Genomic DNA, 16,291 nt, shown 5'->3' with positions numbered 1-16,291 from the left:
CTACGTGGGGCTTGCGAACTATCTCTCTGAACCGCATTGGCTTTGCGGTAGCTCCACTCATCTCCCACACTCCACCTTCTGATGACAGTGTGGGGTTATCTATCGCGACTGGCTGAAGGGCCGCTTCTGGCCGATTGTAACCAAAGCTCGGAGGGGGCTGAAACCCGACCCTAAGCCGCCGTTGAAAAGCGCCACATGGAAGCTGCAATTGAGTTGCTGCACACTTCTGTTGGAAATCCCGGTGTCTGCCTACGCGAAAGCTATAGACCGGGTTTTGCGGGATTTTTATACTTGGACGTTCGGGCAGGCCGTCCCTTGCAAGCCTAGACTGCAAGTATCTTCAACAAGTACATCAGTATTCAGAGTATTCTGCACGGTCTAGTTTACGTCACAGGTTTTGCTGGATACTTCACGTAAGATTCATCTGGAGTGCTAATGGAACGATGTCTCTACACGTATGTGGAACTCAATGACGATGTCCCTGCAAACGATCGGACAGCATCACTTGAGCACATCGTGCCGTACTCGCTAGGGGGCTGCGACTCCTTCGGCATTCGATACTGTTCCAAAAAGGCGAACAATGAATTGGGACGGGACATCGACGCGCCGTTCATTGCCCTGCCGATTACAGGATTCAAGCGCCATCAACTCGGACTGAAGAGCTACTCGGGAACGGTGCCGGACATCGTCTTCAAGGGTAACTGCCCAGAACTCGAGAAGGACTGCAAAATCGTCTTTCCCTACGGTGAGAACGTATATGCCGACTTTGGCATCAGCGCCAGCGGGGGCATCGACACAGGAAAGGTCGCGTTCGCTGGCAGCGAGGACCGACTACAGGGGGCGGTTACGGGACTGATCGCCAAGGCTTCCCGAAAGGGATTGACTGTTCTAAGCGATCAGCTTCAACCAATTTCCACCTTTGAAGACGCGATCGCAGCAGCGACGAAAAAAAGCGGAGAGACGCTTCACTTCCGGATGGATTTCGGGTGTGATGCATTCTTTGTGCCTTGGTCGCGAGGACTCATTAAGATGGCGCTTGGACTTGGCGCATTCGCTCTCGGCAAGAGCTGGGCATTCAGTGCAGAGGCCGACGTTCTGAGGTCATGCCTCGTTTGCGAAAGTGCTCGACTTAGCACGTTGCCTATGAAGGGGACCACCGTCGGAAAAATTCCTTCCGACATCGCGAGGTTGTTCGACATCCAAGGGGGACGACACACACTTGCGGTCTTCCCACATGACAGCAATATGGTTGCCTACATTTCGCTGTTTGGCGGAGAACTCTTTGATGCCATCCTTGATCTAGGCAGCGGTCCTGCGGATGTCAAGATGGTGAATGATCAGCTCCCGCGTTCGTGGAATTGCGTGTTTCACATCGACCCTGTGACTAGGAAGCTCACGACAATGACTGTCGCAGATGTCGATGCGAGAGTGGAAGGCGGATGAAATCTAACATTCCGGTCAACGCAAACCTACCATAGTCCGGTTACCTCACGCTGAGCGTCCGCTTCCATCTGACGCCACAGGCCGCATCTGGCCGAAAACAGTCGTTGAGGAAAAACTTAGTCACTCATGATCCCCCCAGTAAAGCTTCCAGTTGGGATGCCCACGATCCAAAGGATCGGGGACCTCTGGAGCTGCCATACTGGTCAAATTTTTTTGATTGCTTGAATTTATTAGCAATAGAACAAAATCAAACACGAGCGTTAGCCCGATCCACATCACCCTTGCAAAAAAAATACTTCCATGTCGAGCTAGCTTCAGAGCATATTTCATATACCTCCGCCCTCCTCACACTCCGTATTACTTAGCGATTCCCAAGAAAACAGCAAGGCACCGTTCAATTTCCACCAGTGTATCAGCACTAATAGATCCAAAGGCTTGGCCAATCTTATCTCGTTTAACGGTCAATGCTTTATCGATCATGATTTGTGATGGTTTTTGTAGACCATTTTCTGGGTCTGGCTGAATGCTAATGCGCAATAAGGGCGCATTCACAATTGTGCTGGTCACTGGAAGTACTGTGACCGAGGAATGGGCAGCGAACAAATCCGCCTGGATCACTAACGCAGGACGAGGCTTTCCAAAATCCCCTTGCATTGCAACAGTAACTAGATCCCCACGCCTCATTCTGTCCAACCATCCAGGTCAGTCAGAGCCTCATCCATAAAATGTTCTGTATCCACGTCAGCTTTATCTGCCTTTGCTACCCGCATCGCCTGACGACGGCACTCCGCCGCAAAGTCAGGCCGACGCGTATCAGGCACCCAAAGCTGGACTGGGCGCAATCCTGCTTGCCGGAGCGAATCCCGGTGCTTCTGAACTCTTACATTTACATTTGCCATCTTGACCTCCATAACTATGCACTTATAGTACGGCCATCACCCGTTACATGCAACATCCAGTTCGGCAATTGTTGGGCAACGGCAAGGCAAAGCCCCTTGAGTTCGTGATTGATAGCCCAGCATCCTGCGCTCAAGTCGAAACAGCCGTCAGTTACATCCCCCCATCAACGGAGCTTGCTTCGTGCCTGGTGGTTCCGCTCTTGCATCACCTGCATCACTTCCTCATGGGTGTACAACCTGGCATTGGGATCACTGACTTCACCCAGAGCTTCTTCAACCTCGCGAGTCAGCCGCTCGTCTTCCTCCGGCCATAGCTCCTGTTCCATGCGCAGTGACGCCTGCCCCAGCAGGTGCAGCAGGCCGAACAGCCGCATGTCGTTGTTCGCGACGATATGCTCCCGAATCCGTTCCTGTATTGCTACGCTGGCTTGGTGTACAGCAGGCGTGGCAGTCCCTTCGTAGTCGGTCGGGAATTCCGTTTCCTCAGCAATCCGTGCCCATATGCTGGCCAGGGCCTCAATGTTGGATGTACTCATTTCAACCCATATAGGCTTTAGAAAACTGCAGTTTCAGAAGCACGAAATTTCATGCGGTGACTAGTTTAACTATCTCCAACCTCAAAAAAAGGGACTTCTTCAGCCACGAAGAAACCCTCGAAGAAGGCTTCTTTTTAGCTTCTGATAGCTGAGAATCTTTGAGGGGCTATGCACTATATGCTACTTGCTTCGCTGCATCTCGATAATTGCGCCGCAATCGTTGGGACGATCGAAGCCAGCACTACCATCAATATACGTCCGCACGAGCTTTCCAACCCTTGATACAACTTCTTTATCCTTAGTTACGAAGCCAACAGGTAACGTCACAGGGTAGGTATCGGGAAGCGACATATGATAAACGATGACAGCTAGCTCACCTACGAAGTGAAGAACCTCGACATTACCGTTCAGGAAACCTTCCAACAGGCCGTTAGCATTGCCTACATACGATTCAAACTCTTGTCTCCACTGCCTAACCGAGCGGTCGTCGTCACTTTTCGCAACAGGAAGATAGACCATCGGAGAGTAAAGCTTCTTTTCCTTCGTGCTGGATTTATTGAAAAAATCACTAAGCGAATCCAACAAGCGGTTACTCTTGCTCCAATACTGGTCACCCGGTGCTATCCAGACGAACTGTTCTTTTCCTACGTCGGACTTACTCTCAATTCTTGCTGCCAGAACAGGGGCCAAATACCTCTGAAGTAACTCCCAATTTTTCTGCGAATATATTGGCCCCAAAAAGGTCGTTCTTATATCTTGATTATTCTCTTCGATCTGGTTAAGTTCCTCGAGAAACTTGAGATTGATCGAGTTTCTCTTCACGTCAAACAGTCGCAGAGTATCGCTGTCTCCGATATCCATCATGGATTTCGCAATATCGATGAAGTTTGCTGAACGAGAGAACCGATTAAGCTCGACGGCTACGCACTCATGTACATAGTCTGAACTCGACAGCATATCGAAGTCGTCACGCTCAACACTCGCCCCTTCCTCATCCATCTGGAACTGGACAGGTATTCTGAAAGGGAGCTGTTTGATCTTGCTTACCGAATTAACGGTGTAAATATTCGGTGCTTCCTTCTCATCCTGAACAATAGATTTCGAAAGCAGGCCCTTACGAAGAAACTCGTTGAATTGACGCTGAAACTGCCTTCCTACCAACTCCTCGCTTTTAGAGAAATTCTCTGGATCGATCTTGAGTTGGACACCTGCCCTCCACTTATCAGTAGCAATATCTCTCCCCAAGCAGGTAAAAGTCGCCAAGTCAAATGATAGGCATACACCACTATCCTTCAACTGCGATAGGCGTGGAACCTCACCAATTTCAGTGAAGTATCCGCTGGATTTTTCTGTAAGGGCTAGCCGACCGTCCTCCGACAGCGTCAACTCGTCACGCTCAACCAAATCCGATATGACTTCGTCGGCTTCCTTCTTACTGAAGCCAAAGAAAGCGACAACCTGTGATTTCGTCAACGGCGCTAGATGAACTAAGCGAAGAACGAATTCGCGAACAAACGGCAGTCCTTTCTCTGTGATGTATGAGAAATTGATATTGAATCGTTGCGCCGGCAACAAAAAATCAATCTCGTGATAGGTTGTATTTTCCATTGCAGCCCCCTCAGCGATTGTCTTGCGCGGTCACAAAGCGATAGCCCGCTTTCTCACCCATATCAGTCATATAAGAAACAACTTGACCGAGCGGTTTATCGCTGTTGTGCTTCTTCCACATGTCAGTGTTTCCGACGATCAGTAATCTATCCATTGCCCTAGACATGGCGACATTGATTCTATTGGGTGCTCTCAAAAATCCAGGATATCGAGTTCTGTCCGACCGCGTGAGGCTTAGAATAATGATTCGGTTTTCTTTCCCCTGATAGCTATCGACCGTGTCGATCTTCACCAAATCCTTGAAGCCTTCCGCCCAAACCTCTTGATTGAATTTCTGTCGCAACAATCGCTTTTGCTCTGCATACATGCAGATCACACCGATAAGTGCATCGTCCTTTTCTTTAAGATGCGTCAGATTCACCAGGAACTGGCCACTGGACGCAATTTGTTTGAGAACCTGCATGACCTGCTCAGCTTCGCAGCGGTTGTAAATGCTGACTCCACGGTCATTCTGGTGATTGGCACGCTCCCCAAGTGATGATGTATCGAGCCAAGTGACCGGCGACGTTAGGGCATTTGGCGCATCGTCATAAATTCTCAGAATGGAACGAGGACCATTACTCAACTTACCTTTATAGAACGTATTCGAGACAAGATCCCCGATTGGTGGAACCATGCGGTATTGAGTAAGCAAGGTAGCGCTGGCCTGTTCGCCATACTCGGAGGTGAAGGCACGAGCAAAATCGCTCTTCAAAACTGCGTTAAGCTCTGTGCGCTCGTCGTTGATACCTAAGCGACGTGCCAGCGCCGATTTATGAGCATCAGAATACAGCGGGGGCAACTGAAGGTGGTCCCCAACCAACAGCACCCGCTTTGCCGACTGCATCGCTATCGCAAGCTCACTCGAAATCGAACGTGCCGCCTCATCAATGATCACAAAATCGTAAATGTTCTCATGGATGCCTATGTGCCCTTGGCCAATACCTACACAAGTCCCAGTTACCAGTTGTCTAGATCGAGCGTAGAACTCGTCTAGATTGACGCGATCAGCAGAAAGAGCATCCTGCATGTCCCTCGAAATTCTCGCCAATGCGCGTACCCTCTTCGACTCGTTCGGCCTGACACCATACTCCGCACACAGCTTAGACAGCAGAATGTTCTTGGCTTCAGATATTCTCGCTTCGCGAGGAAGGTCGATCCCGTAACTATCCGCAAGCTTCGACCGGAGAGTTCCGTCCAAGTCTGAAGCGATTGCTTTCAATGCGCGCGCGTCCTCTCCGTTGTCGATATCTTCGAAACTCGCGAGAAGCGATTCAAAGTGATCGATCTGCTTGAAAAGTTTAAGTTCAGCGTCGACCAACCTGGAGACAAACTCAGCCTCAAGACCAAGGGCACCGGAAAGCTCAGCCGCTCTATAGCGATACTCTGCGTTAAACAATTCGCGTTTCTCGGCCGTAATGGCATGAGAGTAGACGTCCTTCAGTCCATGAGACACGGCACCCTCACGGTTGCTGAACCGGACAACCTCAAGTGAAGTTCCAAGTCTCGCGCAATGCTTCCGTATCCGTTCTGCTGCGGTATTGACAGCTTCGTGCGATTGACTGACCAACAGGATTCTCTTGGTTTTGAGCTTCTCGACCAGAAAATGGACAAAGGCTGCAATGAACTCAGTCTTACCAGTTCCTGGTGGTCCCTGAAGAAGGGATAGCGGTCCAAAGTTCAGCAGCTTGGAAAATGCCTCTCGTTGCTGTTGATTCAGACTAATCTTGTGCCCGTGCTGATCTTCCCGGTCATATCGCGCAAAATCCTCATCAGTAACTTCAATGCTGTAGTTCGTTGCTACCCGGTTGCACGCTGGATCGAATAGATCAAGCAGTTCTGGCAGGACCCCTTCTCTATCTAGCAGTCTTTCCAGGGCAACTTTTCTCTTTCGGAAGGACGCACGATCCTGCTTCGTCCTGAAAAATACGGTGTCTCCATCTTTCAAACGATAAGCAGCCATCCGGGCTCTCGTGAGCCGAACCTCGTTCAGCGCTGACCTCTTGAGGGAGACTTCACCGATGTTTCGCTCAGTGCCATCTGGATCAATCAGCAACGCTTCTACTTCATCAGCATTGGAAAAGGCGCCTAACGGGTCGATGTCGGCCTCATAAGGGAGGATTAGCGCCGTCCCCGCGTCCGTTGGCGATATCGCACAGCCGTTCAATTCGATGTTAGGGCTCGACTGACTTTCTGTTTCGAGTATGGCTCGCCACAAAGCTCGCGTCGAAATTTCAAGTGCCACGCCAGCACCACCTTCGACACCAGAATGGTCAACGACTTCAAATGCCTCTTTAAGTTGTAGGCTCAACTCGGACTGGTCCGGGGCTGTCTCTACTTGTTCGAGCACATCTATAGCGCGATTAAACGCCTCATCGTAGCGAAGATATTCAGACAGCTCGATGAGCTGAGACGGCTTACCCGGTTTGATACTAAGCGAAGTTCCAATCTCAAATTGGCTCTCCTGCTCATCTCGTGGATTCACATTAGTCCGTGCTCTGGGAAACTTACCCGATACAAAACAGCGCTGATCCTTGTTGTAAAACGCTGTGAAAGTTCCTCCAATACCCGAGAAGGTAACCGATACTTCGCTTGCGTCTTTTCTCGACGCTTTAAGCTTGACAAAGAGCCTTCCATTATCCGGCAAGATTGTCAGAGCTTCGTCGAGGTTACTCAGTTCGATCTCGACACACTTCTTCTCCTGCGCCGCTGTAGTTTGTTTAAGGGCCTTTTTGAAGCGACCCAGATCCCTAAACCCAAATTCCGTGTCATCGAGTTCTGTGCGGATCGCCTCAGCAAGCGAAGGAAACTCCTGTGACTCGCCTCCCCATTCCAGGTTGATCTGCTCACTGGACATCTTTAAAACAGCAAAGATATCTCTCTCGAAAGCTGAGCAAGAGTCTATATTCTCTGGGCTATAGCGATGGTTTTTTACTTCTTCTAGATTCCGGGAAAAATCTGGAATATCAATCAGATAAACGTTCCTGTCCTGGCGACCGATCATGACATTTTCAGGATGGAGATCCCCGTGCGAGATTCCAAGCTCGTGAATATGCTCAACCGCTCCAACCAGCTTCTCAATGATTTCTTGCTTCTCAGATTGCTCTAAATGAGCTTCGTTCCAAGTCTCACCGTCCACTTGCTCCATGACAAGGAACATACTTCCAGACTTGGTTGCCAGGCCGTATTCATAGATTTTGGGCAAACAAGTAGGATTGACATCGACCAGCTTATCCAACTTCTTCAAGAATGATAAAACGTGAAAATTACTGACCAGGTCACCGCCCTCGGAGCCGACATTGAGCCACGCCTTCACAAGCCTGCCGCCAGACAGATAGACTTCCCTATCTCCGGTCTCTCTAATGAAGTCGCCATCCTCTCGGTATTGTCGAGAATGATTTATCGGACGGCGATACGGGTGCAATTCGCTGTCATCAAAGGTCGGAAGCGACTCGACCTGCGGCTCAGCTTGCTTAAGCCCATCAAAGAAACTGGCCCCATCTTTGAATTTGCCGCCTACTGCATCGAGCAGGAGACCCGCATACCATTCACTGCTGGATAGTATGTCGGCCTCAAGTCCTTCCAAGCTCTTTGGTGACATCCTTTTTGCAGTGAGAAGGTGCCAAGACACAACCCCAAGTGCATGAACGTCCTGTTCGAAAGGATTGAGGACACTGCTTCCCAACATCTCTTTCACTTCAGCCGCGCCAACAGATAAATTGCTGCGATAGTCGCCCACAGTTCCAGCAGGCTGATGATATGCCGTGATGAAGTTCGAGAGCGCAATCTCTTTCGAAGGGGACAGCCACAGACTATGATCAGCTATGTCTCGGTGCGCAATCTTGAGGTCATGTAGATCGCCAAACTTTGCTACAAGCAGCTTGACGAGGTTCAGCCTATCCCCAGGAGTGAGTAATTGTCCGTACTTCCCGATAAACTCGTTAAACCTTACGTGTCCTGGAGGAAGCTCATACACCTCACTATATTGCGATGTAACCTCATCTTTCTCAAAACTCGTGAGTGAGCGAAGGCAATGGTTATATAAATCTCTACTCTGGTGATTAATGAACTGCAGCACTTCTCGCTCTCGGGATACTATCTGTGCTCGCCCCTCAGGCGTGATGCCTTTGTTACCTTGAATATTTTTGAAGTTCCATACCCTCAGCAACGCCTCTGTTCCCTTGGATATTTCTGAGCTTGCCAGGTACTCTTTATAGACCAGCTTGGGGTGCTCGAAGATTTCTTCAACCGCTGTATAGCCACCGATCCTCAAAGACTTCGGCGCAGTGTTGCCACCAAGGAACAGCTCATTGAAGATCGAAAAATCTTTATTGAGCACCTGAGAATGAGGATGCGGACGAAAGTGTCCATTAAACCTCCCTTGGTTAGAATATTTAAGAAAGTCCTCCAGAGAAATGGTGTGCTGCAACTCAACTTCTGGAAGCTGACTAAAATCAGCATTCCCCGTCATAACGACAAAGAAGTAAACGTGCGGTGCGTAGCCCTTGTTGGTGAAGCGATGGGTCAATTTCTTCAGCTTGTTCTCAAGTGTGTATTTCTTGGACCTTGTGATACTCACGGGCGAGCGGCCCATGTTCTTCTCACCCTTGAACCAAGTGTCCCCGTCCATAGTGACAGGTTCGAAGTTCCAGTCCTTCAATTCAATAACGAGAACGTTACAGTGAGTCACGATCACCAGATCGAATTCACCTTCCTTACCTTTAGAATCAACGAATCGAAATCCAGCATAACCCTTCCACGGGAACATTCCGTTACGGCCAAGCTTGCTTTGAAGCTGATCACGTAGCGAGCCACCCTTATTCTGCGACTTGTTGTCAGTCTGGCCCTCCGTGAAGGCCAACCGAATCTTCTTGATTGCTTCAAGCTCGTGCTCTTGAAGACCGCCGTCCCAAATTTCAATATCCAAGATGCTTCCTCGTTCTTCCACGTTGAGGGTACAAATGCAACGCCCATTTCCAACGGCACCGTTTTACAATGCCTTCCCACCCGACATCCCTGCCACTCTCAAGAAAGGGCCCTTCGGTACTTACAAAGTCGGCGGCCGCCTAAACGTAGCAGTTACAACTTGTACGAATGACGCGTGATGGCCGGACAGCGACAATCCAGATAGATGTGCTGTCCGATTGTAAGAAAACCTCACGTTTCTGTCTGCTCTACCATTTCAAATGCATCGTCGACTTCAATGCCAAGCTCGCACCTTGTTTTACTAATTCAAATGTCACATTGTCATCGGATGTCTGCCCACCCAAGCTTTACCAAACGTGCTCGTTGCTAGTTTTAGCACCCAGTTCGCTCGTGCCTCTTCAATACTGACATTCAGTGAGGGACATACAAGAATCATGGATGGTAGGCATCGATACTGGACGCTGGTTACACCCACGTGTCAGTCAAGCTAGACCCCTAAAGCCTCCCGATGATCTCTACTCTCGCCTAGGTAAAGACCCTCTATTCAGTATGATATTTACCCTCTGATTTCATTATTGAAACCGGAGGGCTCTTTGCTTGATCAGGGAGCCGCATTCACAGCCTGACAATAGTTGTAAATCTATAAAATTATTGTAATGTGCAATACAAATCTTTCTATTAAAGCTGCTATGAGCATCAGAACAGTACCGACCCATCAAACATACGCCGAGCTGCAACAGGCTTACGATCACTTTAATACCGCCCTGTTCGACGGAAAATTACCTAACTGTCTGATTACCTTGCAACGCGAGAAACGCTCAATGGGCTATTTCTCAAGCCAGCGATTTGTAGATGCTCAAGGCACCTATACAGACGAAATAGCGATGAACCCGGCCTACTTTGCCGTCGTGCCCTTGATCGAAACCATGCAGACTTTGGTACATGAAATGTGCCATCTCTGGCAATACCATTTCGGCAAGCCTGGCCGTGGCAGGTATCACAATGAAGAGTGGGCCTCGAAAATGGAAGCGATTGGACTGATGCCTTCTTCGACTGGCCAACCTGGTGGCGCTCGCACTGGCCAACTCATGGCTGATTATGCGATTGAGGATGGCAAATTTGTGAAAGCGTGCGCCGATCTGCTCACCCAGTCATTCTGTCTGACCTGGTACGATCGCTTCTCACATGCCGACGCACCTCGTAGTGCCGCTGAGCGCTTGGACATCTCAGTAGGAGGTGGAGCTCCTCCATACATCGCACTTCCTGCACTCACTCAAGCTTTGGCATCCAGTTCCACCTCCACGAGCAACGGCGCCCAGGGCGACGAGAGCCTGCCGGTAAAACCCACCGGCAATTCAAACCGATGGAAGTACGTCTGCCCATGCGGCACAAGCGTCTGGGGTAAACCAAAGTTGAAGATTATCTGCGGATCCTGTGAAAGCCCTTTCACATCGCCGGACGCAGCTCGACTAAGCACCAACAGCGAATCGGCCTAGAATTGATTTAAAGGCTTGTCAAGTCGAAACCCTTGGTTATGTGCCCAAGGGTTTGAACAGACACACACTTCATGCGGCCCTACAGTGGCCACATGGACCCATTCGACACTCCTACTCCACTATCACAGGCAGCTGCCAGCCACATTGCGCCTCCTGCATCCACGCGAGAGACAGAACTTATCTGGGTAGGCACAGAAGGCCAGCTCATCAATGCGGGCTGGTTCATTGTCGCTATCCTGTTCTGCTGGACAGTCATTCCTGTCCTTTGGGCGATCTACCGATACCTTAAGGTTGCCAATCATCGCTATGAACTGACGAACCAACGCCTACTGGAGTACAGCGGGATCCTCGTCAAACGTGTCGAAACCCTGGAGTTATACCGGGTAAAAGACATCGCCGTTTCCGGCACCCTCTTTCAAGCCCTGTTCGGCCGTGGCCGTGTCGTTTTGCAAACCACTGACGCCTCGACGCCGACCGTGCACATCAGCGCGATCGCTAGCCCTCAGCACGTCTCCCAACTTATTCGTGACGCGGTCGAACAATGCCGTGTCGCCCGAGGCGTTCGCGCCTTTGATTACTGACAACCAGGATTCTTCCGAACAATGCTTACCTCAACCTATTCCCCTTCTTCTTTGCTGATTCGCCTGGCAGCCAGTGCAAGCCTTAGCCTGGGACTGGCCACAGCGTCCTGGGCTCAAGGCGTACCGTCTGACGTGCAAGCAGCTATTGAGGAACACACTCAAGGTTCTGTCCCCATCGATTTCATCTCAACCACGCCTATTGCCGGCATCTACCAGGTCACCAGTGGCAACGAGATTTTCTACAGCGACTCGACCGGGCGGTACGCATTTGTCGGCGGCGCCCTCATGGACATGAAAGACCGCCGTGATGTGACCGCACCAGCCCTTGAAAAGCTCAACACGATCCCATGGGAATCACTACCGCTGAGTCAAGCCATTGTGCAGGTCCATGGCAACGGACAACGCAAGATGGCCGTCTTTGAGGATCCGCTCTGCCCCATCTGCCGCGTGTTCACAAAATTCGTCGATCAACTGGAAAACGTAACGGTCTATCGATTTGTCTTTCCCGTTATTGACCCGCAATCGGCCCCCATTGCCCGTAAAGCTTGGTGTTCAACAGACCGAAACACCGCTTGGAACATGGTCATGAATGGTCGAAATATTGATGGCCGTGAGGACTGCGACATTTCTGGTCTGGTGGAGATTTTAAAGTTTGGAGAAGCAAACAATATCGCTAACACACCTACAGTTATATTGGGCGACGGAAAGCGGTTAGTTGGCGCAACACCTCCAGAGCAATTTATTGCAGAATTAGATGCTTCAGAGTTATCAAAAAACCAAGGGAAGATAAAGATGAAGTTTAATAAATTAGCCAGCATCGCATTTTCATTCTCGCTAGTAATTTCTAACCTCGCACAGGCACAAGGCACTAACAGCCAAAGCAATCTTCCGCCTGGGCTTAAGTGGGAGCCGATGACGGTGGTCGGTTTTAATACAGGATCTATGGAGCTTCCTCACGCTTCTCGTGCGGAAATGAGTCTTGCTAGAAATATTTGGGAAAAGGAAATTGAATCAACTGGATCTGGCTTAACGCCCGGATCGAAAATGGCGTCTTTCATCTTAATAAAACCATATTCAGTAAACGGCAGCCAATTCGTTTTTTCAATCTTTAGCTCCGGTTTTTCTAATGGCTGCATTCCTCCCGCCAACGGTCGTGGAATTGAAGATATGTATTCCGTCTGCCCGATGCGCGTGACTCAAATGAATAGCAGCAAGTCCGTATCGAAGGATTTTCCTGAATACTGCCATCTCTATCCTGAGCCAGCTGATAAACCGGGAGAAATCAATCAATCTCAAATTGCTTTCGACCGAAACACGATGACTGCTTATTTTCGCATTATCCAACATGGCAAGCACGTGAAATCGTGCGATAGAACCCTACGAATCCAATAAAAGGCAAAACAGTGATACGCAAGCGATCGATCTCAGGGTGGCTTTTATATACAGCCTCAGCGGTAGCATTCGCAGCAGCACTTGTTACGGCAGCACAAGTGGCGGATGCTGTCCGCAACTCACCCAACGCCAGCCCATGGCTCAAGGCAAATGCGGATGCCGTAGGCCGGTTGGCCATGTTTGAATCGAATGGGCAGCTTGACATCTATAACGGGTCTTGTTGTACAGGCATCCTGCAGATGAACAAAACCAATATCCGTGAATATGCAAAAACAACCCCTGATGATTTTGCAACTTGGGACTTGCAACGCCAAGTCGATGCTTGGACAAAACTGACCACTGATGCCATGCAAGCACGGGCTCCCAAGACTCTTGCGGGACTGGGAACGTTCGATGGCCGAGAAGTCGATGGTGATATGGTACTGGCATGCGTCCAGCTCGGAATCGGGAATTGCCAGAAAATGATCAACTCAGGCAGTTGTAACGGCTTTGCGGATATCAATGGGACGACCATCTGCAAAATGGCTAACCGAATACGAAATGGCCCGCCTACGGGCAATAACGGCGATCCAGTAGATGACATCATTCGACCAAACCCTGATCAAGGTGGCACCTACCGACTACCCGTCGATCCTTGTATCCGTGAAGGTGAAGGCTGCCTGCCTTTAACCGAAAGCCTGGAGCAAGGATTTGCTTCTGGATCCGGCGTCAGCATGGGTAACTTACGACTCATCATTTTTGCGACATCCACTGCGTTTGTTATCCTTATCTTGATGTCGTTTATTACGGCGCTTTTTCGTAACTACTCAACTGGTTCAATCGAAAAGGTTGAGCTTGTAAGTGGCGTACAGAAAACCATCATGATCGGAATGTCATTCATTGTTGTGATGTCGTTGTTCTAACTCAAGCAAACAAAGTTTTGCCAGGCCTCTGGTGCCTGGTAAACATCCACGTTAGAAAAGCCACCTCTCAGTTTCGCCGGTTGAGAGATAATAAAGAGGAACGCATGAGAAAAGAATTTAATTCCATCACTGAAATCAAAAAAGAAATTTCTCGTTTGAAACGTGATGCCGATAAATTGAAACAAAAAACAAGAACTAAAGTAATCAGCGATATTCTTCGATCAATGAAGGAGCACGACCTGACACCTGAAGATATCGCCCAGGCGTTTCACAAACGCCCCTCAAAGACGAAAGCGGTATCGAAAATCAGGTATCAGCACCCAGATGGTCATACGTGGACTGGTAGAGGACGCACGCCGACATGGATCAAGCAAATTGAATCGGAAGGCCGTTCCCGTGAAGACTTTGCTGTTAGCAATAATTGAACTCAAACTACGGAGGCTGGAAACATGCTCAACGCAAACCCACAAATAGCAGAAATCCAAGCCCTGGATGGACGCGTCGCTTCAACGCTGTCCCCTATGGAAACGGCTGTACTGAACTTCCACCATGCCCGAAGCCGAAAGTACGGTATATCCGTGACTGTCACTAATCGAGCCAACCCAATAAAGGTGGCTAAGGATAATTTGGAAATAGGCTGACTAGAAATTCCACGGGGTCATTCCTTGATAAATACACAAACCTGCGAAGGAGCCAACTAAAATGGGTACATCCACAGTAGTTCTTTTATTTCGATTCTACGGCTTAACATTTGTAGGAGGCTTGGCCTCGTTCATTCTTGGATTAATCGCCATTTATGAGTGGAAACCAGATCCACCTGACTCAGCTTTTGTGACCATTGGAGGAGCGCTAGGCCCCTACCCATACTATATTTTTGTGTTAATCGGTGCTTTGATGACTCTCTATGCAGTGACTAGCGCGATATCAATGAAAAGGAGGCTAAGTGGATACCGTTGAGGAAATAACGCTGATACAGATTAATCATTGACCAAAAAGCGATTTCTGTTTTTCAAAATCAATGATCACTTTCATTACAGACGTCAGACCTGGTGAGACCAATATCCTGACTTCTATCCGTTATTCTCGTTTACTCGTGACTTCTCTCGAAGGCGAGGTCTTGGGCAGCCTCCCTGCTCCCCAACAAGGCTGGACTACAGAAACATTGAACGCAGAGGCAGAGCGCCTCATCCCTCTAACCAGATGGGGAACAGATGCTTACCTCGGGCACCACTGGGTAGGAAGCACAGAAGTTTAAATTTGAGAAGTCAGTTTTTTGGCTCTTAAGGGAGTTGGTCATAAAAGTGGTTCATTTAAGTAGCCAAAAAACGCCTGGCTCAATAGGATCGGGAAGCAGTATTTTTGGCTACCCTTCCCAAGGGTGGACAAAATAGGTATACCCAAAATAACCAGTCAAAAAGATGACGGCGTGAATAGGCAGAGAAGTATTACGGTGTTTATGGCATTGCTCTGTTTTGGCGGTGGCGTTGCCAACGCAGTATTGGCCATCCATCTTTTTATGTCTCGCACGGACTTCCAACAATTTCTATGGCATGCAGCAACCGCAGTGCTAGCTTTTGGCTTTGCGATTGTTGCTCTGTTTACTAGACGAAATATAAATAATGAGTCCAAGTGAACACCACCAGGCACCGGGTGCTGCCCTCAAGGTGGCACGCATCTACATGCGCGTGAGCACGGAGGACCAAGACCTAAACCGGCAGGATGCCATCGTTGAGAGCACGAAAGCAGCCGGCATTTACCGCGAGAAAGCCAGCGGCGCGCGGGCCGATCGCGCCGAGCTACTGCGCCTGATTGCCGACCTGCAACCAGGTGAAGTCGTGGTTGCGGAAAGGATCGACCGAATCAGCCGCTTGCCGCTAGTAGAAGCCGAGCCTGGTAGCCTCGATCAGGGCCAAGGGTGCCAGGCTGGCAGTGCCTGGTGTTGTGGATTTGACGGAGCTGGCCACCGAGGCGAAAGGCGTGGCCAAGGTTGTCCTGGAATTCGTCCAGGACATGCTTTTGAAGCTGGCGTTACAGATCGCACGCGACGACTACGAGGATCGGCACGAGCGGCAGCGGCAAGGTGTAGAGCTGGCCAAGGATGCTGGCCGCAAAGCTGACACCCAAATGCACGATCGGATTATTGCGCTGCGGTCTACGGACCACAACATTGCTTCTACGGCCAGATTGGCCGGATGCAGCGCAAGCCAGGCCAAGAGAGTTTGGGCTCTTCATCAACTATTGAAACGGTCTGCCTGGTCGCAGCTTCCCATGCTCTAAATATTTACTGAGATACAAGCAGAAGTGACTTTTCAGTCTTTGCCCACAAAATAACTGTTTATTTATACAGCAAAAATTACGAACACTCCACTTCCTGTAACGCAGCTTCCAGTTCAGGTCTGGGTAATTCCTGCGACTGTACAATGTGGATTCCCCCGCCCTGCGGAAGACCATACCAAAAAAAGGCTTGAC

General features: G+C 49.6%; 12 protein-coding genes and 1 pseudogene. 8 read left to right on the top strand and 5 right to left on the bottom strand.

The window, feature by feature from the left end:
* Positions 1-435: 435 nt before the first annotated feature.
* Positions 436-1,443 (top strand): hypothetical protein, encoded by a 1,008-nt coding sequence (locus tag AB7E06_RS05715; RefSeq protein WP_321216510.1) that lies wholly within the window; start codon positions 436-438, stop codon positions 1,441-1,443.
* Between the two features lie 357 nt (positions 1,444-1,800).
* Here the strand turns inward: AB7E06_RS05715 and AB7E06_RS05710 are convergent, their stop codons facing one another.
* The 5 genes from AB7E06_RS05710 to AB7E06_RS05690 all read right to left on the bottom strand — a co-directional run bounded on the left by AB7E06_RS05710 (position 1,801) and on the right by AB7E06_RS05690 (position 9,452).
* Entirely contained in the window at positions 1,801-2,127 is a 327-nt protein-coding gene (locus AB7E06_RS05710; RefSeq protein ID WP_321216509.1) for a type II toxin-antitoxin system PemK/MazF family toxin, read from the bottom strand.
* Positions 2,124-2,342, bottom strand: coding sequence for an antitoxin MazE family protein (locus tag AB7E06_RS05705; RefSeq protein WP_427955632.1), 219 nt, complete (start codon positions 2,340-2,342; stop codon positions 2,124-2,126). Before AB7E06_RS05705 ends, AB7E06_RS05710 begins: the two co-directional genes overlap by 4 nt.
* A gap of 164 nt (positions 2,343-2,506) precedes the next feature.
* Positions 2,507-2,878 carry a hypothetical protein gene (locus tag AB7E06_RS05700; RefSeq protein WP_321216507.1) on the bottom strand — a complete coding sequence of 124 codons (372 nt, stop codon included), beginning with the start codon at positions 2,876-2,878 and terminating at the stop codon, positions 2,507-2,509.
* Between the two features lie 180 nt (positions 2,879-3,058).
* Complete coding sequence (locus AB7E06_RS05695) at positions 3,059-4,486, bottom strand: hypothetical protein (protein WP_372406329.1); 1,428 nt, start codon at positions 4,484-4,486, stop codon at positions 3,059-3,061.
* 10 nt (positions 4,487-4,496) lie between these two features.
* Positions 4,497-9,452 (bottom strand): AAA domain-containing protein, encoded by a 4,956-nt coding sequence (locus AB7E06_RS05690; protein WP_372406332.1) that lies wholly within the window; start codon positions 9,450-9,452, stop codon positions 4,497-4,499.
* A gap of 688 nt (positions 9,453-10,140) precedes the next feature.
* Here AB7E06_RS05690 and AB7E06_RS05685 point away from each other — a divergent pair.
* The 7 genes and pseudogenes from AB7E06_RS05685 (at position 10,141) to AB7E06_RS05655 (ending at position 16,099) form a co-directional block, all read left to right on the top strand.
* Positions 10,141-10,947: a SprT-like domain-containing protein gene (locus tag AB7E06_RS05685; RefSeq protein ID WP_222668008.1), complete on the top strand. Its 807-nt coding sequence runs from the start codon at positions 10,141-10,143 to the stop codon at positions 10,945-10,947.
* Between the two features lie 92 nt (positions 10,948-11,039).
* Complete coding sequence (locus tag AB7E06_RS05680; protein WP_222668007.1) at positions 11,040-11,528, top strand: PH domain-containing protein; 489 nt, start codon at positions 11,040-11,042, stop codon at positions 11,526-11,528.
* Positions 11,529-11,549: 21 nt separating this feature from the next.
* A complete protein-coding gene (locus AB7E06_RS05675; RefSeq protein ID WP_427955627.1) occupies positions 11,550-12,920 on the top strand; it encodes a DsbC family protein in 1,371 nt (456 codons plus the stop codon).
* 11 nt (positions 12,921-12,931) lie between these two features.
* Positions 12,932-13,822, top strand: a complete 891-nt coding sequence (locus AB7E06_RS05670; protein ID WP_222668004.1) for a hypothetical protein — start codon at positions 12,932-12,934, stop codon at positions 13,820-13,822.
* 104 nt (positions 13,823-13,926) lie between these two features.
* Positions 13,927-14,247 carry an H-NS family nucleoid-associated regulatory protein gene (locus AB7E06_RS05665; RefSeq protein ID WP_222668003.1) on the top strand — a complete coding sequence of 107 codons (321 nt, stop codon included), beginning with the start codon at positions 13,927-13,929 and terminating at the stop codon, positions 14,245-14,247.
* 1,194 nt (positions 14,248-15,441) lie between these two features.
* A pseudogene (locus AB7E06_RS05660) lies at positions 15,442-15,630 on the top strand (recombinase family protein); the annotation flags it as partial.
* Positions 15,631-15,769: 139 nt separating this feature from the next.
* A complete protein-coding gene (locus AB7E06_RS05655; RefSeq protein ID WP_427955675.1) occupies positions 15,770-16,099 on the top strand; it encodes a hypothetical protein in 330 nt (109 codons plus the stop codon).
* The last annotated feature ends 192 nt before the right edge of the window (positions 16,100-16,291 follow it).

The sequence above is a fragment of the Alcaligenes sp. genome, assembly GCF_050255915.1.
GTDB lineage: Bacteria > Pseudomonadota > Gammaproteobacteria > Burkholderiales > Burkholderiaceae_B > Alcaligenes > Alcaligenes aquatilis.
This window is presented reverse-complemented; position numbering and strand designations above follow the sequence as displayed.